Genomic DNA, 23,533 nt, shown 5'->3' with positions numbered 1-23,533 from the left:
GCCCGCCATTTCACCAGTTTGCGGAGTGGGCTGGGTGGGTGGTACCGGTCGCGGCTGACGGAGAGGATCATGCCGGTTTCGGGGTGGGTGAGGACCCGCATCCATTTGCTGTCCCCACCACACAACTCCCGTGCCTTGGGAAGGGGGATGGGGCCGATGCCTTCCACGACCGGCGGATCACATGATGCCGCCGCCTCCTCGTTCAGCAGGGCCAGGGCGGGGACGGTGACCACCACGGTGGCACGAATCCCGGAGCCTGCTGCCGGTGTCGCGGTGGTGGTGCCGTCGATGAGCAGGTCGCACACCACATCCGCGCGCACCTGATCCAACGTCCGGGGATCCGCCACGCTCCGGCCCTGATCGGTCCGGTCGGTCTGGTCCGTCTGGTCGGTCTGGTTGTGGTGGTTGTGGTGGTTGTCGGCTCGGCGGCCGGTGATGGTTTTGGCGATCGCGGTGACCCGCCCGTGGATGGCATGCAGTTCCACCAGCGGCCCGTACACGGACAGGGTGCCCATGCCGTCCGCTCCGGGGTCGACCCAGATCCGCCGCTCCCGCACCGCGTCCCGGTGGCGTTGTTCCAACGTGGCTGCCTGCACGGTCTGGATCAGGGTGCGCAGCGCCCGCCGGAACGTGCCCACCGGTTCCGCTTCCGCCAACTCCACCGCCCGACCCACGACCCGGTCCCGCAGGTCCGCGGGGACCTCGTCGATGAGGTCGACGAGCACGTCGGCGTGTTTCTCGGTGATCCGCCCCGCCCCCAACGACGCCAGCACGGCCGGGTACCGTCCGGTGAGCGCTTCGGCTTGGGCGAGGAGCCGGCCGGCGGTGTACTCGGTGACCCGCATCGCCGCGGCCAGCTCCAACCGGATCGACCGCTCCACAATGTCCAACACCCCCACCCCACGACCGACCGCCTCGGCCAGCAGTTCCTGCCGCATCGCCTGGATCCGCACCAAGCGTTCCGCGGCGAACACCGACATCATCGTCGCCGTCTCGGTCACCAGATCCACCACATCCGGCACCGGCATCCACTCCACCACATCCGCAATCCCGCCCGCACCCCACGGGTCCCACGGATCGAGCTCCGGATCATCTGCCATACACCAACACTAGTACGTATGTACTAATCAGGCAAGAGGTTCCTTGCATGACTTCGCCCTAATGGTCAAGGCTCACCGGAGTCCGGGCGACAGATCGCATTCGTCGGACGGGGCGTGCCCTGAGTGGCGAAGGCGCGCACATAATAGAACATTCGTCCGATAGGAGTGCCGTGAGGAGAGCCTCGCCCCATGGAACAGACTCTTACGCCCCGTGCCGACATGCGATGGAATGTGGCGATGCGATCGCTCGAGCCGATCCCCGGCAACCCCTGGCCACACGACATGACCATCACCGTCGAGGATCGGCCGAGTGCGCTGCTCGAATTGCTGTGGCTGCGGGAGGCATACGATCTCGATCCCGAGGGTGACGATCTCCCCCCACTGCTCGTTCGCACTCCGGACCCCGCAGAGAAGTCGGTGGACGAGGCCACCCGCCGGGAATGGGCCGGCGCCTGGGCTCGACTCTGGCGTGACGTCGCTGCTCACGCGGGCCGTGAACTGGATGTGCAGCTGCTGCAGCAACTGCACGGCACGGCCCTTGGTGGCGCCGAACGAAAGGCGCTCCTGAGTGAGCTCATCGGTCCCAATTGGGGCGATGAGGTCGGCCGGGACGCGCTTGAAGATCCGTCGCATCGGCGGTGGGAGGAGCGCAACATGGAGGACTTTCACGCCAGCCTCCCCCACACGCTCGCCGACAGTCCGGAGCGACGTGACCTCGAGTCCCTCATCCCGGCGTGGCGGGCGGGACTGACGAAGGTCGTGGTCATTCCGTGTCGAGGCGAGCACAATCGCACGCTCGGCCCGAACGCGCTGCTCGTGACAGAGGGCACGCGTGCTGACAGCGACGCGTATCGTCGCGCACTGGCTTCGTTCGCATGACTGCAGGGCGCGACTTGACGCGTAGGAATTATCCTACGTATCATCGACGCCATGGCGATCAACACCGTGAGAACCGTCACCGTCTTCGTGTCCGACCAGGATCGAGCCCGCGAGTTCTACGTCGACTCGCTCGGGCTTGAGGTGAAGGTCGATCACGTTTTCGGCGAGAACCGCTGGCTCGAGGTCGGCCCGGCCGAGGGAACGTCGCTTGCGCTGCACAAGCCGTTTCCCGGCGCGACTGCGGGTGGTGGGCAGGGCACCCTCTTCGCGAGCGACGACCTCGATGCCGATGTCGCGCGTCTGCAGCGGGCGGGCGTCGTTGTGGATGGTCCGGAACAGATGCCATGGGGCAGGCAGGCGACGTTCACGGATCCCGACGGCAACGGCTACGTCCTCCAGGGCTGATCCGTGCCCCGCCGCGTGAAGAGCGAGCCGCTGGATGAGGTGTTCGGTGCGCTCGCGAATCCCACACGTCGCGACATCCTCGAGGCGCTGCTTCAGGGCGAGCACACGGCCGGTGATCTCGCCGGCAGGTTCGACATGGCCCGCCCCAGCGTCTCCGAACATCTGCGCGTCCTGCGGGAGTCCGGTTTGGTCGAGGAGCGCCAGGAGGGGCGCCGTCGGTTCTACCGCGTCACGGGCCAGCCGATGGCGGAGCTGATCGATTGGCTCACTCCGTACGAGCGGTTCTGGCGCGATCGGATGACCGCGATGGGTGACGTCCTCGACCGCATGGGTGTCGATGAGCAGTCCTGACGAGCTGACCCGGATCGAGGTCGACCAGTACTTTCCCCACGCTCCGGCGAGGGTCTGGCGCGCGTTGACGACGCCGGAGTTGATGGCGCAGTGGTTGATGCCGAATGACTTCGAGCCCGTCGTCGGCCACCGCTTCACCTTCCGCGGACGCCCGGTTGCGCAGACCGGATTCTCGGGTCGCATCTCGTGCCGGGTTCTTGATCTCGTTCCGCAGAAACGCCTCCAGATCAGCTGGAATGATGCCGATGAGCCCGATGGGATGGCGACGACCGTCACGTGGACTCTTCAGGCCGAGGGGAAGGGCACACGCCTGTTCCTCGAACACGCCGGGTTCGACCCGGACGACCCGACTCAGCAACTCGCCCGGAAGTTCATGAACGGCGGCTGGCGCAGCCACGTGCTTCGCCGGCTCAGCGACCTGCTCATGAACCTCACCTGAATCCCGGAAGGACGACACCATGTCCCGCACGATCGCAGAGAAGCTCCAGATCAAGCCCGACAGCGAGCTTCTGTTCGGCCCCTCGACACCCGCGCAGCGCGACATGCTTGCGCCGTTGCCTCAGGGCGTCACCGTCGTCGACCGCATCGACCGCGACACCGAAGGTGTTGCCGTCATGTTCGTGAACGATCGGGCAGAGCTCGACGTGCTCCTGACCGAGACACTCCCGCGTCTGACCTCACCGAAAGCGATCTGGATCGCCTACCCGAAGGGCAACACGTCCGACATCAATCGCGACAGCATCTGGAGGCGCGCCGAGGAATTCGGCTGGACGCTGAACGGCAATATCTCGCTGTCCGACGTATGGTCGTCGGTCCGCGTGAAGCGTGTCGGCTGATCGGTTCGGTCAGCATCCGTTGTCCTGATCCGCCCCGTGTGCAATAGTTAGGTATATGCCTAACTATTCCGCCGAAGTGGATGCGGTGCTGCGTGCACTCGCGGACCCCACCCGGCGGGCGGTCGTCGAGCGGCTCGCCAAGTCCCCGGCCGTCGTGTCGGACCTCCTGGCCTCGTTCTCGATGACGTTGCCCTCGCTGCTGCAGCACTTGCGGATCCTCGAGGACGCGAGAGTGATCACCTCGAACAAGCAGGGACGCGTCCGCACCGTGAGCCTCAGACCCGGCGCGCTCGACGTCCTGCACCTGTGGCTCGGCGAGCAGCGAACCTCTGCCGAACGCCAGGCCGACCGCCTCGGCATCCACCTGGCCCGCGCAACCTCCAAGGAGAATTGACATGACCCGCGTTCGCATCGACCTGTTCTCATCGCTCGACGGCTACACCGCGGCGCCCGACCCCGCGGCCGACAATCCCATGGGGGAGGACTGGGGCCCGCTCACCGCCGCGTACGCGGCGACCCGCACCTTCCGCGAGAAGGTCTTCGGCGACACGAGCGGTGCGGGAACGACGGGAATCGACGAGGCCTACGCCTCCGCATTCTTCACCGGAGTCGGCGCCGAGATCATCGGCGCGGCGATGTTCGGCCTGCACGCGTACCCCGACGACCCGGAGTGGAAGGGCTGGTGGGGCGATCGACCGCCGTTCGCCTTTCCGGTGTACGTGCTGACCCACTCCGCCCCGCGGCCGTCGATCCCCATGGAGGGCGGGACCACTTTCCACTTCCGCAATGACGCGATCGATGACGTGCTGGCAGAGGCGGTCGCCGCCGCCGGCGGCCTGGACGTGCGAGTCGGAGGGGGAGTGCGCACGGCGCAGGAGTTCCTGCGCGCAGGACTGGTCGACGATCTGCATGTGGCGATCGCGCCGATCGTGCTGGCTCGGGGCAACCGCGTGTGGGATGACCTTCGCGGACTGGAACAGACCCATGCCGTGACGACCGAGGTCGCCGAGAGCGGCACGATCCACGTGACATTCACCCGATAGGACGAACCGATGACGATCGAGCGCCGACTCGCGCACTCCAGCTTCACGCTCACCAGGGACTACCCGGCGCCCGTCGACCGGGTCTGGGGCGCGTTCGCCGAGGCAGACCAGAAGCGGAACTGGCTCGGTGACGGCGACGCCTTCGAGCCGCGGGAGTGGGCGTTCGACTTCCGCGTCGGGGGGCGCGACGTCGACGAGGCGAAGTTCCACGGCGGTCCGGTGTCGCGATACGAAGCCGTCTACACCGACATCGTCGAGCACGTCCGGATCGTCACGACCTATGACATGTGGCTCGACGGCGTGCACATGTCCACCTCAGTGGCATCCTTCGAGTTCGAGCAGATTCCCACCGGCACCCGCCTCACGCATGTCGAGCACGGCGTCTTCTTCGACCAGTTCTGGGCCGACGGTGCAGGCCGCGAGCAGGGCACGCGAGGGCTGCTGGAAGCCCTCGGCCGCCACCTCGAGCAGCAGGCGTGACGTCCCGACCGTTCAGGCCTCGTCAGGCCCTCGGTCCGGGGTGAGCTGACCGGCCAGCCCCAACGGCATGACGTGCGGCCGGCCCTGCACCGGCTCGCGGACGATCGCCGCGCGCAGACCGAACACCTCGGCGAGCAGGTCTTCGGTCACGACATCGTCGGGAGTCCCCGAGGTCACGATCGCACCGTCCTTCATCGCGACGATCTGCGACGCGTACCTCGCCGCGAGCGAGATGTCGTGCAGCACCATGAGCACCGTGCGACCATGCTGCCGGTTCAGGTCGCGCACGAGCTCGAGCACTTCGACCTGATGCGCGAGGTCGAGATAGGTCGTCGGCTCGTCCAGCAGCACGATCTCGGTCTGCTGCGCGAGCGACATCGAGAGCCACGCGCGCTGTCGTTGCCCGCCCGACAGCTCGTCCAGCGGCATGTCGGCGAGATGGTCGACACCGGTCGCCGCCATCGACTCGCGCACCACCGACTCGTCGGCGCGCCCGAACTGCTCGTACCACCGCTGGTGCGGATGCCGCCCGCGCGCGACGAGCTCGGCGACGGTGAGTCCCGCGGGCGCTTCAGGGCTCTGCGGGAGCAGCGCGATCTGCCGCGCGACCTGCCGGGTCGGGATGCTGCGCAACGACACTCCGTCGAGCAGCACATCGCCCTCCGCGGGCGCCATCACGCGCCCGAGCGCTCGCAGCAGCGTCGACTTGCCGCATCCATTCGGTCCGATGATCGCGGTGACCTGACCGTCGGGCACCTCGAAGTCCAGCCCCGACACGACGGGCCGGCCGTCGTACGAGAGGGTGAGCGAGCGGGCGCACAGGCGTGCGGTCATGCCGTCCTCCGTTGCGTGGTGATCAGCAGCCAGACCAGGTAGGGCACGCCGATGATGGCCGTCCCGACGCCCGCGGGGAGCGGGAGGGGGAACAGGCGGGCGGTGAGCACGTCGGCGAGCAGCACCATGAGGGCGCCGACAAGGGCGGATGCTGCCAGGGGCGGTGTCGCGGAACGCACGAGCATGCGCGCGATCTGCGGGGCCGCCAGCGCGACGAAAGCGAGCGGTCCGGCGATGACGGTCGCGAGGGATGCCAGCAGCACCGCTGCCACGAGCGCCAGCGCTCGCGACCGATTGACGCGCGCGCCGAGCCCGATCGCCGTCGGCTCCCCGAAGGCTGTGAGCGACAGAGGCCGCGCGACGAACCCCGTCGCCACCATGAGCACGAGGGCCGCGACCGACAGCGGCCCGACGAGCGTCCACTCCTCGGCGTTGAGCGATCCCGACATCCAGGTGAGCGCCTGCGCGGCGTTCGTGACGTCGCCGAGCGTGAGCAGCCACGTGACCAGGCTCGTGGCGAGCCATGAGACGCCGAGGCCGACCAGCACGATGCGGTAGCCGTCGACCAACCCCCGGTACGCGAGGAGGAACACCGCGAGCCCGGCGAGCAGGCCGCCGAGGAACGCGGCCGCCGGCATCCCGATGAGCGCCGCGGCTCCAGAGAGCCCGCCCGCGCCGCCGCCGGCGAGCACCAGCACGCCGACCGCACCGAGCGACGCGCCCGCCGTCACCCCGAGGATGTCGGGGCTGGCCAGCGGGTTGCGCGCGATGGTCTGCGTGATCGCGCCGGCGACGGCCAGCGCCGACCCCGACACGACAGCGGCGACCGTGCGCGGCATCCGGAACTCCATCACGGCCAGCTCGGTCCGCGGGTCGGGCGGGGCGCCGAACAGGGTGCTGAGCACCGCCACGAAGTCGATCGAGCTGCCGCCGAGCGATACGTGCAGCGCACAAGCGAGCACGGTCGCCACGAGCAGGGCCGCCAGCACCGCGACACCGCGCGCACGCCACAGCACGGACACCGGACCCCAGCGGATGACCGGGAGCAGCGGCCGTCGCGAACTCGTGGTGGTCACAGCGAGACCACCCGCCCACGACGCGCGAGCGCGATGAAGAACGGTGCGCCGGCGACGGCCAGCACGACCGAGACCGAGAGCTCGCCGGGTTGCGCGATGACGCGACCGATGGTGTCGGCGACGAGGAGGACCGCGCTGCCGATGAGCGCGGACGCCGGGAGCTGCCAGCGGTAGTCGGCGCCGACCAGCGCCCGCGCGATGTGCGGCACGATGAGCCCCGCGAACGCGATCGGCCCGGCGAGCATGACCGCAGCACCCGCCAGCAGAGTGATGGCCGCGATGCCGAGCACGCGCGCCCGCCGTAAGGAGACGCCGAGGGATGCCGCGGCCTGCGGTCCGAGCGCCAGCGCATTGAGCGCCGGCCCGTTCGCCAGCGCGAGCGCGGCCCCGACCACGACGAACGGCCACATGTAGGCCAGGGCGCCGTTGCGCGTCGCGAGCGATCCGACCTGCCAGAAGCGAAGCGCGTCGAGCGCGTCGAGGTTCATCAGCACGGTCGCGGTGACGAGTGCGCCGAACAGCGCCGACACTGCGACGCCGGCGAGGACCAGCGTGATGGGGGTGGCGCCTCCACGCGCGCTCGCGGCGATCGCGAACACGAGCGCCGAGGCGCCCAGCGCCCCGATGAAGGAGAAGAGTGCCTGGACGGGACCGGACGGATCGCCCGTCGCAGCGACGAGGACGATCGCCAACGCGGCACCCTGGAAGATTCCGAGCAGGCCGGGGTCGGCGATCGGGTTGCGCGTGTGCCCCTGGACGAGGGTTCCCGCGAGTCCGAGACACGCGCCGACCAGGATGCCGAGGACCGTGCGGGGCACGCGGAGGCCGGTGATCGCCACGTCGGCGTCGGTCCCGGTAGGGGCGAAGAGCGCCGTGAACACCTGGACGGGTGACGTCGGCATGCCGCCGACGCACACGCTCAGCACCGCGGCCACGACGATCGCGACGACGGCTCCGACGAGCACGACCGGGCGGCTCGGGCGCCGCCGCGGCGGGGAGATGAGGATCACGGGCGCGTTTCGTCGTCTGCTAGATTCGGGGGTGCCAACTTAGGTAAGCCTTAGCTTCCTGCGTGCGACATTCCATCCTAACCGTGACGAGAAAGCACCTGCCACTCCCATGCCTTCACTCCGCTCCGTCCTGTCGGTGATCACCGCCGGCGCCCTCGTGCTCGGCCTGGCCGCCTGCCAGTCCACCTCTGCCGACGAGGCCGCCCCTGAAGCCTCCTCCGACAGCGGATTCCCGCTCACGATCGAGCACGCGATGGGGGAGACGACCATCCCGGAGCGTCCCATCAGGGTGGTCGCGCTGGACCCGAGCTACGTCGACGCGACGCTGCTGCTCGGCGCCGAACTCGTCGGCTACGCCGAGTACCGGCAGGACCCCGAGAACCCGTTCGCGCCGTACCTCGGCGACGTGAGCGATGAGACCGCCGACGCGGTGAATGTCGGCACCATCGCCGAGCCCGACCTGGAGAAGATCCTCGAGCTCGAGCCCGACCTGATCATCTCGGCGAAGGTGCGGCAGGAGGCCCTCTACCCGCAGCTGTCGAAGATCGCGCCGACCGTGTTCTCGGAGAGCACCGGGCCGACGTGGAAGGAGAACGTCGTGCTGCTGGGCACGGCGCTGGGGCTCGAGGACGAAGCCGAAGCCGCGGTGAGCGAGTACGAAGAACGTGCGGCCGCCGTCGGCGAGCAGATCCTCGCGCAGGACCCCGAGACCACGTACTCGCTCGTGCGCTTCGCCGGCGAGGACACCGCCCGGCTGTACTCGAGCAACTCGTTCATCGGCGAGATCATGACCGACATGGGTCTGCCGCGGCCGGCGGATGCTCCCGACACCACCGAGACGATCTTCGTGCCGCTGTCGGCGGAGAACATCCTGCAGGCGGATGCCTCGATCGTCCTGGTCAGCTCGTGGGAGCCGGACGGGGCCGAGGGCGACGCCTCCCGCGCACAGCGCGCGCAGTTCGAGTCGAACCCGCTGTGGGAGCGCCTGACCGGCGAGGTCGTCGCCGTCGACGACGGCACGTTCGTCTCGTCGGTCTCGATCCAGGGTGCGCACGCGGTGATCACCGAACTCGCGGAGCACTTCGGGGTCGACCCGCTCGACTGAGTCCAACCCCTGGCGGGAATCGGACCCGGCGCTCGCGCGCCGGCCGATTCCCGCCAGCACCGATCGTCCTCCGGCCTCAGGATCGAAGCATCGGATCGCTTCCCGGGCCCTGCACCCGGCAGAGAGGACACCTGGATTCATGAGCACCATCGCATTGATCACCGGCGGCAACCGCGGACTCGGGCTGGCGACAGCCACGGCCCTCGCCCAGTCCGGAGCGACCGTGATCATCGCCGGTCGGGACCTGAACGCCGTGCGCACCGCGGCTGACGGCCTCGTCGGGCAAGGATTGCGGGCGGAGGCGCTCGCCATGGACGTCACCTCCACGGAGAGCATCGCGGCGGCCGCAGCGACCGTCGCCGCGCGCCACGGCCGGCTCGACGTCCTGGTGAACAACGCCGGAGTCCTGCCCGAGGCCACCTCTTCGAGTGACCACCACTTCGTCGACGTCGACGCGTTCCGCACCACGTTCGAGACCAACGTCTTCGGAGTCGCCGCGACGACCGAGGGCTTCCTGCCGCTGCTGATGCAGAGTGACGCAGGGCGCATCGTCAACGTGTCATCGACGATGGGCTCCCTGAACGACCAGCAGAACGTGGACTCACCGTTCTACTCGACCGTCGTCCCCGCCTACCAGGCCTCGAAGGCTGCGGTGAACAGCATCACGATCGGACTGTCCAAGAAGCTCGCCGGCACCAAGCTCAAGGTGACGTCGGTGTGTCCCGGATGGGTGCAGACCGACCTCGCCCCCGGCAACCGCGAGCATGCTCCGACGACAGCCGATGACGCCGCGCGCATCGTGCTGACCGCGGCCATGCTGCCCGACGACGCCCCGTCGGGCACCTTCATCGACGACTCCGGTCCCGTGCCGTGGTGACGGCATCCGTCATCGACTGACCGTCGTGCGGCGCGCGTCACCCCTGGATGATGCGCGCCGCACGTGCGTGAACGAAGGTGGTGGGTGTCGTCAGCCCTTGACGGCGCCGGCCATGACACCCGACACCAGCTGCTTGCCGGCGAGGATCAGCACGACGAGCAGCGGCGCTGCCACCAGGAAGACGCCCGCCATCACGAGTCCGGTGTCGGACGTGAACGCCCCACGCAGCTGGGGGACGACGAGCGGCATGGTGAGCTGTGACCGCATGACGACCGACGGCCAGAAGAAGCTGTTCCACGAGCCGATGAACGTGAAGAGAGCGAGCGTCGCCGCCGCGGGGCGAGCGGCGGGCAACGCGATCGACCAGAATGTGCGCAGCATCGACGCGCCATCGACGCGCGCGGCCTCGATGAGTTCGTAGGGAAGCGCCTCTTCGAGGTACTGGGTCATCCAGAAGACGCCGAAAGCTCCCACGAGACCGGGGACGATGAGCGCGAGCAGGGAATCGATCCACCCGAACTCGTTCATCATGACGAACAGCGGAATCGTCCCGACCTGCGCGGGGATGATGAGCGTCGCGAGGACCGCGACGTACAGCGCGCGACGGCCCGGGAAGCGCAGCTTCGAGAAGCTGAAGCCCGCGAGCGTCGAGAAGAGGACCACCGACGCGCTCACGGTCACCGCGACCAGCAGCGAGTTCGCGAACGCCAGCCAGATGCTGAACTGCTCGGCGGCGAAGACCTCGCCGAAGTTCTCCCACAGCGTGGCGGTCGGCAGCCACCGGGGGAGGCTTCCCACCGATCTCGTGATCTCGGTGGTCGTCGACGATCCGTACATAGCGGCCGCGTACAGCGGGAACACCGACAGCACGATGACGACGGTGAGGAAGCCGTACGTGACCCAGCCCGGCCGGCGCGCCGACGGGTTGTGCGACGCGATCGGTCGGCCCCGGGCCGCCCGCTTCTTCGCATACCGCGCGGCTCCGCGGCCGGCGGTGTTCTCGATGAAGGCCGTGCTCATCGAAGGACTCCTTCCATCGTGTTTTCGGCGACGGCGGCCGGCGTCGAGCCCACGAGGGTCGGTTCCGGACGGCGCGGCGGACGCGGACGCCGCAACCGGCGGCCGCGGTCGCGTGGGGCGCCCGACGACGAGATCGACCGCGTGAGCAGGAAGTTGAGCAGCGAGATCACGAGGATGATGAACGCGAAGATCCAGCCCACCGCCGCGGCCTGGCCGAGCCGGTCCTGCCACTCCCCGAAGCCCAGGTTGAAGAGGTACAGCATCACGGTGGTCCACTGGTTGTCGGCGCCCCCCGAGCCGCCGCCCGTCCCGCCGCCGTCGAACAGTCGCGCCTCGTCGAAGATCTCGAGACCGCCGATGGTCATTGTGAGGATGACGAAGATCAGCGTCGGACGGATGCCCGGGATCGTGACCGAGAAGAACTGGCGGAAGCGGCTCGCACCGTCGACCGTCGCAGCCTCGTAGAGGTCTCGCGGGACAGCCTGCATGGCCGCGAGGAGGATCAGCGCGTTGTAGCCCGTCCACCGGAAGACGACCATCGAGCCGATCGCGATGTGCGACAGCAGCCTGTCCTGGAAGAACGGCGAACTGCTTTCGGTGAACAGGCCCAGGGCGTGGAGGTTCGGCACCAGGATGCCGAACTGGCCGAAGACCTGACCGAAGATCATCGACGTCGCCACGGGCATGACGACGAAGGGGATGAGCACGCTCATGCGCCAGAAGGTGCGGGCGCGCAGGTTCTGGTCGAGGATGGCCGCGATCAGCAGAGCGAGGATGAGCTGCGGGATGCCGCCGAGCAGGAAGATCGAGATGGTGTTCTCGAGCGAGCGCCAGAACAGCGGCTGCCGCAGCACCCAGGCGAAGTTGTCGAGACCGACGAATTCGCCCATCCCGGAACGGCGATGCCAGTCATGCAGCGCGACGACGATGTTGAAGAAGAGCGGGAACGCGCCGAAGACCGCGAACAGCAGGAAGAACGGCGAGACGTACAGGTACGGCGAGAGCTTGAAGTCCCAGCGCGAGAGCCGCTGCCCCCATCCCACCCGCCTCACGGTGCGGGGCATCGCTGAAGTGACTGCCATCGTTCGAGCCTTCCGTGGTTCTGGTCTGGTGCGTCAGGTCGGCGGTCCGGCTCAGCGATGAGCCGGACCGCCGGGGGAATCAGCCTGCGGTGTCGAATCCGAGCGCTTCGAAGTCGCTCACCACCGAGTCCCACGCCTCTTGAGGCGTGGCACTGCCCGATTCGACGAGCCGGATGCCGTCGGTCACGAGCGTCTGGATGCCCGCGAAGTTCTCGCCGCGGTATCCGCCCGCCGCGGCGTCTCCGGCAGCCGCCGCGAGGTCGCCGTAGATCTGACCGAGCCGCTGGCCGCCGAAGAACTCGTTCTCGGTCTCGGCGATGTCGGGGTTCTCGATGGCCTCCAGCTGGGACGGGAACTGACCCGTCGTGTGGAACCACTGGACCGCGGCATCCGGTGAGGTCAGGTAGTCGGCCAGCTCGACCGCCCATCCGGTGTTCTCGCCCGTCGACGGCACCGCGAAGAACGATCCGCCCCAGTTGCCGCCGCCGTCCGGGAACGTGCTCGAGACGCGCCAGCCCGGGATCCCGTCGGCGTTCTCTGCGATGATGCCGGCCATCCAGGCCGGCGTCACGACGGTCGCCCACTGGCGGTTCTGGAACCCGGCTCCCCAGTCAGCATGCCCGATGGGGATGCCGGCGGAGATGCCGTCCTCGGCCGCCTCGGCGAAGGTCATGAAGAGCTCTTCGATGGCCGCGTTGTCGGCCAGGTTGTACGGCTTGCCCGACTCGGGATCCTCGAAGGCGTCCGGCAGCAGGTTGATCGCGGCCTGGAAGGCGCTGGAGAGCGAGTCGATGAAGAAGTTGTCCGAGACGGCCACGTATTCGCGGCCGGCGTCGAGGAACGACTCCCACGTCGCGGCATCCCCTCCGATGAACTCACCGAAGGACTCGGGATCGGCGGCGACGCCTGCGGTCCCCGTCATGTCCTGATTGAAAGCGATGCCGAGAGGGCCGATGTCGGTGCCGTATCCGGTGATCACGCCGTCGACGGAGCCCTGCGTGACCTTCCAGTCCACCCAGCGGTCGGGGATCTCGGGCAGCTCCACCCAGTCCTCGGGGACGGCCATCATCTCGGTCCACCAGTCGAGCTCGACGAGATGGACGTCCGACAGCCCCGCTCCTTCGGATGAGAGACCGTTGCGCAGGACGGTCTGGGCAGACGCGCCGTCGGGGAAGGAGTTCACCACGACCTCGATGCCGTACTCCTCCTCGAAGGACGCCAGAAGCTCGGGCGGGAAGTCCATCCACGCCGCGACGGTCAGCTTCTCGGGCTTGTTCTCGTCGGTGGCCTCTTCGCCGCCTCCGCCACCCCCGCCGCCTCCGCTGCAGGAGGCGAGGGCGAGAGTCGTGAGCGTTGCGGTGGCCGCGACGGCGGCGGCTCGCTTGCTGAATCTCATGATGTGGGTCCTTTCGTGACGTCGTCGTACGCGGAACAGCTGGGTCAGGGAATCGCTCGTGAGATCGACATGACGGCCCAGGGCGCCAGGGTGATGTCGATCGCGAGCACGCCGTCGTCGTTCACCGTGAGCGTGCTCGAGTCGAGGTCGTCGGCGATCCTCTTGAGATCCGCGACCTGCTGCCGAGAGAGGTTGAGAGGCTCGCCGAGCTGGTGCCACGACTCGGCCACGTTTCCGTGGTCGAGGTCGAGGATCTCGACGGCGTAGATGTCGCCGGGGATGAGCCCCGAGACGGAGTGGCTGATGCGGCGAGCGGGCCCCTCGCCCGCGAGCCGGCGCGTCTGTGCGTAGCTGGTGGCATCGCCGACGGACCGCGAGCCCATCGAGTCGGGGTAGTTGAAGAAGAGGGCGGCGATCGCATCGTCGGTCGTGCGCGTGATGATGCCGTGCTCGGTCTGGAGGGCGATGCGGTCGCCGAGCCGGTGGAGCATCGTCATCGCGTGGAAGGTCGGCTTGTGGATGCCCTGCTCGTTGACGAAGCCGAACCCGCCGTGGAACGGCCCGATGCCGCCCCCGCCCTCTTCGAAGACATCTGTGAAGGCCCAGTACGAGATGGAGTCGGCGAGTGTGTGAGCCTGCAGGAACGCCCGCGTGATGTAGGTGGCGGCGTACACGGTGTCGTGCATCCGATCCCGGCTCGAGGGTGACGTCGACCACTCGGTGATGTGCAGATCAGCATCCGGATAGGGGGATGCCGCGATGATCTGTCGCATCTGTTCGAGGTCGTTGCGCGTCGCATCCCGGTCCCGGCTGATCGACCGGCCGACTCCTTGGGTGTCGAAGGCGTAGTCGGTGGGGTAGAGGTGCGTCGAGAAGAAGTCGATCGGGAGATCGCGCTCCGCGCAGTAGGCGATGAGCTCGTGGATCCACACCGGCTTCCAGGGCAGGAGCGCGGGGTCGGGCGCTTCGGCCGTCGCAGCCTCGACGGACCTGTCGTGGTACTCGCCGTCGTAGCGGGAGTCGGGGACGAAGACCGATGACGAGGGGCCGCCGACCTTGAGGCCGGGGTCGATCGCCTTCAGCGCGCGGGCGGTCGCCTCGTACAGCTCGAAGTACTGCGTGCGGGTACCGGTCCAGAAATGAGGCACGAGATTCGGCTCGTTCCACACTTCGAACGGCCACGTGCGCACCTCCTCGCGGCCGTAGCGCTCCATCCAGTGCTGAACGGTCGCCGTGACGAGGTCGACCCACGCGTTCATGTCGTTCGGCGGGCTGCAGTGCGCCTTCCACCAGAAGAGGGTCTCGGTCTGCGTTGCGAGCTCGCGCGGCATGAATCCCAGCTCGACGAAGGGGCGAGCCCCCGTGTCGAGGATCGCGTCGAAGACCTTGTCGACGTACGCGAAGGTGTACACCGGTTTGGCGAGGGGAGTCGGCGGACCGAAGCCGCCGCCGTTCGATGCGCGGTAGACGAACATGTCGTCGTGGAAGAGGCCGTGGAATCGCACGTATCGTGCACCGAACGTCGTGACCGCTTCGCGGAAGTGGCTCTGCCAGTCCGCACGGAGCGCCTCGTTGGCCCGGCCGGCCCCGACGCACACGCTCCACACATGGTGCAACGGCGCGTCGGTGGGCGACCGGCCGTCGATCATGAGCGCGGGCGATGTCGCGACGGACACAGACGACCTCCTTTGGTCACAGCGGAAGAGATTCGGGATCGATGCTTGCGAAAATGTTTCGCAACGCGTATCGTGTCATCATGCTAGGTACAGCGGCGTACCATGTCAACATCTGTCGGCAAGACGCCCGAATCGGCGTGGAGTGAGGTTTGCTATTTCGAAACTAATTCGACCGGAGAAACGCTGTGGTCGGTGAGCGCACGCCACGTCGCGCAACGCTCGCGGATGTGGCTGCGGCGGTTGGAGTGTCGCGAGGCACTGTCTCCAAGGCCCTCAACGGGCGTGACGACATCTCTGCCGAGACGCGTGAGCGCGTCCTGGCTGCCGTCACCGAACTCGACTACCGACCGACCACCGTCGCGTCGCCCGAGTCGGCGCGCCGCGCGATCGCCGTCGTGTTCGACATCCCCGCCTCGCCGTACATCCTCGGCGTGCTGCAGGGGGTGCTCGCGGCGACGACCGAGACCCGGATCGACCTTCTGACACGGCTCGCCCCTGCTCGGGCGTCGCGCACGCAGCGCGCCGTGGCGCGCAGATGGGTCGCCGAGCAGCAGGAGTCGGGTGTCGTCGGCATCATCGGCCTGACGCTGTCCGCGCCCGACGCGCTGATCGAAGCGGCGAGCAATGCCGACCTGCCCTTCGTCATCGTGGACCCCGTCGACACGCACCACTCCCGCATGGTGAGCGTCGGCTCGAGCAACTGGGCCGGGGCACGCACCGCGACGGAGCATCTGATCGAACTGGGTCACGACCGCATCGCATGGATCGGCGGCCCCGAGGCGTCGGATGCCGCGCGTGACCGGCTCTATGGATACCAGGCGGCTCTCGACGCCGCCGGCATCGCGGTCGATCCGGCGCTCATCCGCGCCGACCAGTTCGCTGTCGCTTCAGGCGCGAAGCACGCGCGCGACCTCCTCATGTCCACCCGGCCGCCGACCGCCATCATGGCGGGTGACGACGAGATCGCCGTCGGTGTGCTCGCGACGGCGCACGAACTCGGCATCCGCGTCCCGGAGCAACTGAGCGTCACCGGCTTCGACGACACGCCGCAGGCGGCGTGGACCACGCCGCCCCTGACCACCGTCCACCAGCACCTCGAGGGCATGGGCGCCATGGCGGTCCAGACGATTGTCGTGATGGCTGAGGGGCGGCATCCCTCGTCCCGTCACGTCGAACTGGCGACGTCCCTGACGGTGCGTGAGAGTACGGCGCCGGCAGCAGGCGGTCACTGATCCGACCACCGATCGCAGCCCGTCCGGGTCTAGGCGTCGGTGGCGGTCACCTCGCGGGCGGTGTCGGCCGGCGGGTGCTGCCCTCGGCTCAGCAGGATGAGCGGCACCGCCAACGCTGAAATCGCCCCGCTCCAGATCATGGAGGCGCCGTAGCCCCCGACATCCGCGACTCTCCCCAGGACCGGCTGGAAGACGGCCCCGCCGCCCGAGCCCATCAGCGAGTCGAACGAGAGCACCGTGGCGCGCTGCTTCGACGGGATCATGTCGTTGAGATAAGCACGGTGCACGGGGTCATCGATCGCCGATGCGATGCCCCAGATCGCCACCAGCACGACGGCGAACCAGAAATCGCGCACCAGCCCGAGACCGACCAGTACCAGAGCACTCGACACCGTTGCGAGCAGGATCGCCGAGGTGCGCCGTCGGAAGAGCTTGCGGACACGTGGAGCGAGCGCACCGCCGAGGATCGCAGCGCCCGACAGGAGGGCGGCGGCGAGCCCGGCGACCGAGTAGGCCTCCGTGTCGCCCCAGAGCTCCAGCAGGTAGGGCTGCAATGCATAGAAGACGTACATTCCGACGCCCGCCGTGAAGGGGCCGGTCAGCATGAGCCAGCGCACCGGCGGATCCCCCAGACCGTAGCGGACCGAAGCGCGCAGGACGGTGCGAGTCGCCCGGAGGGGGCCTTCGCTCCGATCCGGCTCGAAGCCCACGTCCCGCATGAGCAGTGCAGCGACGATGAACATCAGCAGCAGGATGGCGCCGCGCACGAGGAACGGCACGCCGAGGTCCGTCACTTGTGCGATGACGCCGCCGAGCACCGACCCGGAGAGCATCGCGATGCCGCCCACGATCTGCGCGCGGCCGAAGACCGTCTCGAGGCTGCCCTCGTAGCCGGTCGCGTTCAACGCGTCGACGAGCCAGGCGTCCACGGCGCCCGAAAAGAATGTGAAGCCCAGCCCGAGCAGCACCGAGACGAGGGCCCAGGCCCAGAACGGCGAATGCCAGACCCAGAGCAGCCAGTAGAGGACGGTCGTCACCGCGAGCGTGACCGTTCCGAGCAGGTATGACGCTCGGCGGCCGACCGTGTCGGCCACCACGCCCGTCGGAATCTCGAAGAGAAGCATCCCCACCGTGAAGAAAGCGTTCGCCGCGAATGCCTCGAGGTTCGAGAGTCCGGCATCGAGCAGGAAGAGCGTGTTGATTCCCCAGATGAACGACGCGGCGAGGGTGTTGCCCAGCATCAGCGTGTAGTACGTGCCCTGCACGCGACGCGGACTCGGCAGCGAGGGCGCGTCGCTGGTCCTGGAGATGACGGCTCCTCAGTCCGTCTGCAGCGACTGGGCGAGCATCACCAGGATGCCGCTCGGGCCGCGGAGGTACGTGAGCTTGTACACGTCCTCGTACGTGGCGACGCCGCGGAGCGGGTAGCAGCCATGCCGCGCGGCGATCGCCAGCGCCTCGTCGATGTCATCGACCGAGAACGCGACGCGATGCATGCCGATGTCGTTGGGACGGGTGGGCTCCGTCTCGATCGCCTCCGGGTGGATGTACTCGAAGAACTCGAGCTGACCCTGACCGCCCGGCGTCTGCAGCACGGCGATCTTGGCATGGTTGCCGTCGAGCCCGACGGCGGTATCGGCCCACTCGCCGCTGACCGTGTCACGGCCGAGGACCGTGAGGCCGAGGTCGGTGAAGAATGCGATCGCCTCTTCGATGTCGCGAACCGCGATGCCGACGTTCTCCAGCTTGATGGCCATGGCTGCATGCTACCGATGGGCGCCGACGAGCGGACCCCTCAGCGGTGCTGGTCGGCGCTCTCGTGGTGGGCGAAGGTCTGACGCGTGGTCAGGTCGGCGCCGGTGAGGATGCCGGCCCGCCCGAGCAGCCGTCCGTTCTGCCAGTTCGACAGCCCGAGCTCGGGCTGGTGCAGCGCGTACTGACCGTCGGCCCACCGGGTGAATCCGTCGCCGACGAACGGGGCGTTCACGCTCTCGCGGAAGCGCGCGTGCGCGTCGGGATCCTCCGAGATGAGCGTCGCGACGAACTGCGGGCTGTACGTGTTGAACAGCTGCACCGCCTCGTCGGTGTCGTCGACCACGACGAGGCTGAGCTCCGGCGTCTCCTCCCACTCCCACTCGGTGCCGATGCGGTCGACGTCCAGCAGCGTGGCGCGGGGCTCGGTGACGGTGCCCTCGGCGCGACGCACCTCGATGGTGCGCGTCAGGTCATCGGTGGGGATCCATGATTCGCTGCCGTCGACGACGTGGACGCGGGCGACGCCGCCCCGCGCCGCCGCGGCCTCATCGGCGGCGGCCAGCAGCAGCGGCACCAGCTCGGCCGCCCGGTCGCGCACGACGGCGGCGACGTTGAGCGTGTTGCACACCTTGCGGTCGAGCGAGTTGCGGACCACGCCGGCGAGGCGCTGAGGATCGGCGGTGCGGTCGGCGATCAGCCACGCGCCGCCGGTGCCGTGCGAGCTGACGGGGATCCCGCTCTGCCGTGCGACGCTGCTGAGCTCGGTGACGGCCGTGCCCGAACCGCGCACGACGGCCAGCGCCAGGCGGGCGTCGCTGAAGAGCGCCCAGCCGGCCGAGCGCTCGCGCACGGGGATGAGCCGGACGGCGCCGTCGGGCAGGCCCGACCCTTCGAGCGCGGGGCGCAGTGCGTGGTCCTGGATCGCCTGGGCGGTGGCCAGTGCGTCCCCGCCGATGCGCAGGACCGCTGTGTTGCCGGTCGCGAGCACTCCCGCGGCGTCGGCGAACACGTTGGGCCGGCCTTCGAAGACGAACGCGATGACCCCCAGCGGCGCGGCCACCGTCTCGACGACCCAGTCGTCGTGCTCGACACGGGAGACGACGTCGGCGGCGGGAGCGTTCAGAACGTGCGCGGCCCACCCACGGAGGCCCTCGATCATGTCCTCGCGCATGCGGTCCGACACCCGCAGGCGCGTGGTCGAGCGGCCGAGCGATTCCGCCCGCTCGACGTCGGCCTCGTTCGCCTCGACGATCCGCGCCCAGGTCCCGTCGTCGGCCAGGGCGTCGGCGAACGCCGCGTAGAAGGCGTGCACCGGCTCCGCGCCCGCCGCGCGGAGCTGCTCGAATGCCGCGACGGCGGCATCGACCTGCTCGCGGACGGCGTCGCGCACCGCGGCCGGCACATGCAGCAGCGCACCCGTCGTCTGCACGACATGGAGGTGATCGCCAGGCCGGAACGCCTCTGCCAGCTCAGCGGGCACCGTCGTGAAGCGGTCGCCGCCGAACGGGATGACGGCACCCTCCTGCAGGTGGGTGAGATCGCCCGAAGCCATTGCGGCCCCCTTCCGAACCGGGGTCTGAGACGTGGCCCATCATAAGGCGATGCCGAGCACCGCCCCGCCGTCACGCAATCGCTGCTGCAGCAGATCGACGTCGACGTCGTGCACCGCGGCTCCCTCCCGAGCCGCGAGGGCCGCGGCCGCGCCGGCCGCGTGACCGAGCATCTGGTACTGCGGCTCCATGCGGATCGACGAGAACGCGACATGGGATGCCGCGACGCACACCGCGACGACCAGGTTGGAGCACTCCTCGCGCCGCGGCAGGAGAGCAGAGTAGCCGATGCCGTAAATCGGCACCGGCACCGACAGGTACCCCTCGCTGACCACCGTCGCGATCGGGTCCGGATGTTCGTAGACCCAGCGCCACGCCCGCTGCACCTCGCGGATGTCGAGGTGGTACGACCCGAGCGCCACGACGTCGCGCGGAACCGCGCCCGACCGCAGCTCGTGCTCCGTGATGACGGCATCCGTCACCATCCGGCGCGCTTCGCGCACATACAGCTGGTGCGGCAGGTGGCCGGTGTCGGCGAACTCGTCTGCGGGCAGTCCCCATTCCTGCATGCCCCGTCGCACGTCGGCCGGCACCGCGGGGTCGTTGGCGAGGAACCACAGGAAGTCCTCGGCGTGGTGCAGGTGGTGCAGCCGGAGCTGCTCGCGGCGGTCAGGAGCGGCATCCGGATACTCCCATGCACTGCCGTCGAGCACGCTGAGCGAGAACGGCCCGAGCGAGTTGCCGTCGGCCTTGCCCCCGGGCAGGTTCGGCTCGAGTCCGAGATACCGCCCGGCGGGATGCACATCGCCGCGGCGTTGCGCGTCGGCGAAGATGCGCCGGCCGAGCTCCCAGTGCGCGTCGTCGTAGCCTTCGCGCCGGCGGAACGGGAGGCGGTCCGCGGCGCGAGACAAGCACACGCGGTACCCGAACGACATCACGCCGCCGTCGCCCTCGCCGACCTGGGCCATCGGCTCCGGCTTGATCTGCGGGAGCAGTGGCCCCGGCTCCAGGCCCGCGGGATCGCCGCGGAACGGCGAGATCCACGGCGGCATCGAATGGCGTCCCGGCACGACCTCGCGCCGTCCGGCGAACTCCTCGCCGTACAGAGCCCGCGACTCGCGTCCCACGGCATACGAGACGCCGGATGCCGCGAGCAGGTCCCCCTCGTAGCTCGCATCGACGAACACCCCGGCCTCGACGACCGAACGGTCGCGAAGCGTCAGCCGCGTGATCCGCCCGTCCCGCACGTCGACGCCCGCGAGCGGGGCGTCGAAGAGGAGTGCGACGCCGGCCTCGTCGAGCCAGCGCAGGAAGATCTGCTCCGCCACGCGGGGCTCCGGTCCCGCATAGCGCCCGATCGGCACGCCGTAGTGCTCGGCGACGGCGGCGCGGAACTCGGCGGCCATGCCGCCGAGCGCGCGGATGTCGCCCACGTCGGTGTAGCCCAGGCCGCCGCTGGTCATGCCGCCGACGTGGCGGCCGGGCTCGACGAGCACGACGCGGGTGCCGGCGCGGGCCGCGGCGACGGCCGCGCACACGCCTGCCGAGGTCGCCGCGTAGACCGCGACGTCCGCCGCGATCACGACGCCCACCCCGGGAGAAGCACAGAGGCGCCGCGACGCGCAACCCCCGTGATCGCAGCGACGCGCGTGCCTAGCATCGGCGCGTGGTCGAAGTCGGGCGGTTGCGGCGAGCGGAGGTCCCGCCGTATAGTCACAGGCATGTGGTAACGATGCCACATCTCGAGGTGGAGAAGTGAGATGACGAAAAGGAACGGCTGGCAGCCCGCACTGAGCGAGGCGCCGAGATGAGCCTGACGTCGCAGCCCGACGCCTACGTCGAAGCGCTCGAAGGGCGCGCCGAGGAGGGTGTGCGCGGTCGCAGGAAGAAGGGCCGTGCCCCGAAGGTCAAGACGCACTACAACAAGCGCGAGGCCATCGCGGGCTACCTGTTCATCTCGCCCTGGATCATCGGCTTCCTCGTCTTCACGGCGGGCGCGATGGTCTACAGCCTGTACATCTCGTTCAGCAACTACAACCTCGCCACCAACACCGCGCGGCCCGTCGGCTTCGACAACTACGCCCGGCTCTTCGAGGACCCGCGGGTGGGCGTCTCGCTGGCGAACACGCTGTTCTACGTCGTGATGGCCGTGCCGCTCGAGATCATCTTCGCGCTCGTGCTGGCGATGCTCCTCAACCGCGCCGCGCGCGGCGCCGGCTTCTGGCGCACGCTGTACTACCTGCCCAAGATGACGCCCGCCGTGGCGACCGCGGCGGTGTTCTTCCTGCTGCTCAACGGCAACACCGGTGCCATCAACCAGTTCTTGCGGTTCTTCGGCATCCAGGGTCCGCAATGGCTCGTCGATCCGGCCTGGGTGAAGCCCAGCATCGTGATCATGACGCTGTGGACGGTCGCCGGCACCATGGTGATCTTCCTCGCGGCGCTCAAGAACGTGCCTCAGGAGCTGTACGAGGTCGCCTCGCTCGACGGCGCGGGCCCGATCCGCAAGTTCTTCTCGATCACGCTGCCCATGATCTCGGGCGCGATGTTCTTCAACGTCATCGTGCTCTCGATCGCGGCGTTCCAGGTGTTCGACCAGGCGTTCCTGCTGTTCTGGCGAGATCAGAGCAACTCGTCGCCAGAGGCATCCCTCTTCTACGCCATCTATCTGTTCCAGCAGGCCTTCCGTCAGTTCAACTTCGGCTTCGCCGCCGCCATGGCCTGGCTGCTGTTCGTCATCATCATGATCATCACGGTCATCCAGGTGAAGTTCGGCAACCGTTTCGTCTACTACGAGGGAGACCGCTGATGTCGGCGTCGCTGCAGACTCCGGGCGTGACCCGGCCCACTCCTGAGGCGGCCACCGTCGCGGTCACGGTGCCCAAGCGCTCGCGTTGGCGCCGTCACTTCGCGCGGCCCAAGACGCTCCTCGGCAACATCATCCTGACGATCGTCCTGATCGGGTTCGGGATGCTGTTCCTCTACCCGTTCATCTGGTTGCTGTCGGCCAGTCTCAAGCCGCGCGGCGAGGTGTTCGACAACTCGCTCATCCCCAAGACGTGGATGCCCGAGAACTACGTCGAGGTCTGGAACCAGCTGCCGCTGCTGAGCTGGATGTGGAACAGCGTCGCGATCGCGCTGCTCGCCGCGACGGCGGTGGCGGTGTCGAGCTCGATCGTCGCCTTCGGCTTCGCGTACTTCAAGTTCCCCGGCCGCAATCTGCTCTTCGGCCTGGTGCTGGCCACGATGATGCTGCCGGGCGCGGTCACCATGATCCCGATCTATCTGATCTGGAAAGAGACCGGGTTCCTCGGCACGTGGGTGCCGCTGTGGGGCATGAACCTGTTCGGCTCGGCCTTCTACATCTTCTTGCAGCGCCAGTTCTTCCTCGGTCTGCCGAAAGAGCTCTTCGAGGCGGCGCGTCTGGACGGCGCGAGCTACTGGGGACTGTTCTGGCGCATCGCGATGCCGCTGTCGATCCCGTCGTTCGTGATCGTGTTCCTCTTCGAGTTCCAGGCGAGCTGGAACAACCTGCAGGCCGCGCTGATCTATCTGAACGCCGGCTCGGTCGACGACTTCACGGCACCACTGGGCATCGCATACGCGATGACCAAGTACAGCCCGACCGCAGGAGGCCACGGCGACTACCAGTACGTGATGGTGGCCTCGCTGCTGGTCACTCTGCCGATGCTCATCATCTTCGCCTTCGGTCAGCGGTACTTCATCGAGGGCGTCGCGACGCAGGGCCGGAAGGGATGATCCGGATGCCGCTGCCGGTCTGACATCGATTCCACAACGTACACATCACAAACCAATAAATACCAGG

The 23,533-nt window shown here is 68.5% G+C and carries 25 protein-coding genes; 13 read left to right on the top strand and 12 right to left on the bottom strand.

Going from position 1 to position 23,533, the window contains the following annotated elements:
* Positions 1-1,100, bottom strand: a 1,100-nt coding sequence (locus HF576_RS11905; RefSeq protein WP_168913032.1) for a DUF222 domain-containing protein, incomplete at its 3' end; no start/stop codon positions are given.
* A 189-nt stretch (positions 1,101-1,289) separates the two neighbouring features.
* Here HF576_RS11905 and HF576_RS11900 point away from each other — a divergent pair.
* Genes HF576_RS11900 through HF576_RS11865 form a run of 8 tightly spaced genes read left to right on the top strand, consistent with a single transcriptional unit; the run spans position 1,290 to position 5,094 of the window.
* Positions 1,290-1,979: a hypothetical protein gene (locus HF576_RS11900; protein ID WP_168913031.1), complete on the top strand. Its 690-nt coding sequence runs from the start codon at positions 1,290-1,292 to the stop codon at positions 1,977-1,979.
* Between the two features lie 51 nt (positions 1,980-2,030).
* Positions 2,031-2,384, top strand: a complete 354-nt coding sequence (locus HF576_RS11895) for a glyoxalase superfamily protein (RefSeq protein WP_168913030.1) — start codon at positions 2,031-2,033, stop codon at positions 2,382-2,384.
* A gap of 3 nt (positions 2,385-2,387) precedes the next feature.
* The gene (locus HF576_RS11890; RefSeq protein ID WP_168913029.1) at positions 2,388-2,735 is read left to right on the top strand and encodes a metalloregulator ArsR/SmtB family transcription factor; all 348 of its coding nucleotides are present in this window, start codon (positions 2,388-2,390) and stop codon (positions 2,733-2,735) included.
* Positions 2,722-3,174: an SRPBCC family protein gene (locus tag HF576_RS11885; RefSeq protein ID WP_168913028.1), complete on the top strand. Its 453-nt coding sequence runs from the start codon at positions 2,722-2,724 to the stop codon at positions 3,172-3,174. Before HF576_RS11890 ends, HF576_RS11885 begins: the two co-directional genes overlap by 14 nt.
* 19 nt (positions 3,175-3,193) lie before the next feature.
* Complete coding sequence (locus HF576_RS11880) at positions 3,194-3,571, top strand: DUF3052 domain-containing protein (RefSeq protein WP_168913027.1); 378 nt, start codon at positions 3,194-3,196, stop codon at positions 3,569-3,571.
* 55 nt (positions 3,572-3,626) lie between these two features.
* Positions 3,627-3,965 (top strand): ArsR/SmtB family transcription factor, encoded by a 339-nt coding sequence (locus HF576_RS11875; protein WP_168913026.1) that lies wholly within the window; start codon positions 3,627-3,629, stop codon positions 3,963-3,965.
* A 1-nt stretch (position 3,966) separates the two neighbouring features.
* Positions 3,967-4,614, top strand: coding sequence for a dihydrofolate reductase family protein (locus HF576_RS11870; protein ID WP_168913025.1), 648 nt, complete (start codon positions 3,967-3,969; stop codon positions 4,612-4,614).
* A gap of 9 nt (positions 4,615-4,623) precedes the next feature.
* Positions 4,624-5,094 carry an SRPBCC domain-containing protein gene (locus HF576_RS11865; RefSeq protein ID WP_168913024.1) on the top strand — a complete coding sequence of 157 codons (471 nt, stop codon included), beginning with the start codon at positions 4,624-4,626 and terminating at the stop codon, positions 5,092-5,094.
* A 12-nt stretch (positions 5,095-5,106) separates the two neighbouring features.
* Here HF576_RS11865 and HF576_RS11860 read toward each other — a convergent pair whose 3' ends face one another.
* From HF576_RS11860 to HF576_RS11850, 3 genes are read right to left on the bottom strand one after another with little or no spacing between them, the layout of a single operon-like run.
* On the bottom strand, positions 5,107-5,928 hold the full coding sequence (locus HF576_RS11860; RefSeq protein ID WP_168913023.1) for an ABC transporter ATP-binding protein: 822 nt from the start codon (positions 5,926-5,928) through the stop codon (positions 5,107-5,109).
* Positions 5,925-7,004, bottom strand: coding sequence for a FecCD family ABC transporter permease (locus HF576_RS11855; protein WP_343234256.1), 1,080 nt, complete (start codon positions 7,002-7,004; stop codon positions 5,925-5,927). Before HF576_RS11855 ends, HF576_RS11860 begins: the two co-directional genes overlap by 4 nt.
* Positions 7,001-8,014 carry a FecCD family ABC transporter permease gene (locus HF576_RS11850; protein ID WP_343234255.1) on the bottom strand — a complete coding sequence of 338 codons (1,014 nt, stop codon included), beginning with the start codon at positions 8,012-8,014 and terminating at the stop codon, positions 7,001-7,003. Before HF576_RS11850 ends, HF576_RS11855 begins: the two co-directional genes overlap by 4 nt.
* Before the next feature lie 109 nt (positions 8,015-8,123).
* On the opposite strand from HF576_RS11850, the gene HF576_RS11845 reads away from it, so the two are divergent.
* On the top strand, positions 8,124-9,119 hold the full coding sequence (locus HF576_RS11845; RefSeq protein WP_168913022.1) for an ABC transporter substrate-binding protein: 996 nt from the start codon (positions 8,124-8,126) through the stop codon (positions 9,117-9,119).
* 139 nt (positions 9,120-9,258) lie between these two features.
* A complete protein-coding gene (locus tag HF576_RS11840; protein WP_168913021.1) occupies positions 9,259-9,996 on the top strand; it encodes an SDR family NAD(P)-dependent oxidoreductase in 738 nt (245 codons plus the stop codon).
* 90 nt (positions 9,997-10,086) lie between these two features.
* Here the strand turns inward: HF576_RS11840 and HF576_RS11835 are convergent, their stop codons facing one another.
* The 4 genes from HF576_RS11835 to HF576_RS11820 form a co-directional block, all read right to left on the bottom strand.
* Entirely contained in the window at positions 10,087-11,016 is a 930-nt protein-coding gene (locus HF576_RS11835) for a carbohydrate ABC transporter permease (RefSeq protein ID WP_168913020.1), read from the bottom strand.
* Complete coding sequence (locus tag HF576_RS11830; RefSeq protein ID WP_168913019.1) at positions 11,013-12,098, bottom strand: carbohydrate ABC transporter permease; 1,086 nt, start codon at positions 12,096-12,098, stop codon at positions 11,013-11,015. The genes HF576_RS11835 and HF576_RS11830 overlap by 4 nt, the downstream gene beginning before the upstream one ends.
* A gap of 79 nt (positions 12,099-12,177) precedes the next feature.
* Positions 12,178-13,494 carry an extracellular solute-binding protein gene (locus HF576_RS11825; protein ID WP_168913018.1) on the bottom strand — a complete coding sequence of 439 codons (1,317 nt, stop codon included), beginning with the start codon at positions 13,492-13,494 and terminating at the stop codon, positions 12,178-12,180.
* 44 nt (positions 13,495-13,538) lie between these two features.
* Positions 13,539-15,170, bottom strand: a complete 1,632-nt coding sequence (locus tag HF576_RS11820) for a GH39 family glycosyl hydrolase (protein WP_168913017.1) — start codon at positions 15,168-15,170, stop codon at positions 13,539-13,541.
* A gap of 185 nt (positions 15,171-15,355) precedes the next feature.
* Here HF576_RS11820 and HF576_RS11815 point away from each other — a divergent pair, with 185 nt between their 5' ends.
* The gene (locus tag HF576_RS11815) at positions 15,356-16,402 is read left to right on the top strand and encodes a substrate-binding domain-containing protein (protein ID WP_168913016.1); all 1,047 of its coding nucleotides are present in this window, start codon (positions 15,356-15,358) and stop codon (positions 16,400-16,402) included.
* 29 nt (positions 16,403-16,431) lie between these two features.
* Here the strand turns inward: HF576_RS11815 and HF576_RS11810 are convergent, their stop codons facing one another.
* The 4 genes from HF576_RS11810 to HF576_RS11795 all read right to left on the bottom strand — a co-directional run bounded on the left by HF576_RS11810 (position 16,432) and on the right by HF576_RS11795 (position 21,299).
* Positions 16,432-17,643: an MFS transporter gene (locus HF576_RS11810; protein WP_168913056.1), complete on the bottom strand. Its 1,212-nt coding sequence runs from the start codon at positions 17,641-17,643 to the stop codon at positions 16,432-16,434.
* A gap of 78 nt (positions 17,644-17,721) precedes the next feature.
* Positions 17,722-18,159, bottom strand: coding sequence for a VOC family protein (locus HF576_RS11805; protein WP_168913015.1), 438 nt, complete (start codon positions 18,157-18,159; stop codon positions 17,722-17,724).
* A 38-nt stretch (positions 18,160-18,197) separates the two neighbouring features.
* A complete protein-coding gene (locus HF576_RS11800; protein WP_168913014.1) occupies positions 18,198-19,709 on the bottom strand; it encodes an aldehyde dehydrogenase family protein in 1,512 nt (503 codons plus the stop codon).
* Between the two features lie 39 nt (positions 19,710-19,748).
* Positions 19,749-21,299, bottom strand: a complete 1,551-nt coding sequence (locus HF576_RS11795) for an FAD-dependent oxidoreductase (RefSeq protein WP_343234254.1) — start codon at positions 21,297-21,299, stop codon at positions 19,749-19,751.
* Positions 21,300-21,514: 215 nt separating this feature from the next.
* On the opposite strand from HF576_RS11795, the gene HF576_RS11790 reads away from it, so the two are divergent.
* Both HF576_RS11790 and HF576_RS11785 read left to right on the top strand, forming a co-directional pair.
* Positions 21,515-22,516: a carbohydrate ABC transporter permease gene (locus HF576_RS11790; protein ID WP_205835181.1), complete on the top strand. Its 1,002-nt coding sequence runs from the start codon at positions 21,515-21,517 to the stop codon at positions 22,514-22,516.
* On the top strand, positions 22,516-23,466 hold the full coding sequence (locus HF576_RS11785) for a carbohydrate ABC transporter permease (RefSeq protein ID WP_168913013.1): 951 nt from the start codon (positions 22,516-22,518) through the stop codon (positions 23,464-23,466). Before HF576_RS11790 ends, HF576_RS11785 begins: the two co-directional genes overlap by 1 nt.
* The last annotated feature ends 67 nt before the right edge of the window (positions 23,467-23,533 follow it).

The sequence above is a fragment of the Microbacterium salsuginis genome (assembly GCF_012524205.1).
GTDB classification, from domain to species: domain Bacteria; phylum Actinomycetota; class Actinomycetes; order Actinomycetales; family Microbacteriaceae; genus Microbacterium; species Microbacterium salsuginis.
Note: the sequence above shows the minus strand (reverse complement) of the source record. Positions and strands in the feature narration are given on the sequence as shown.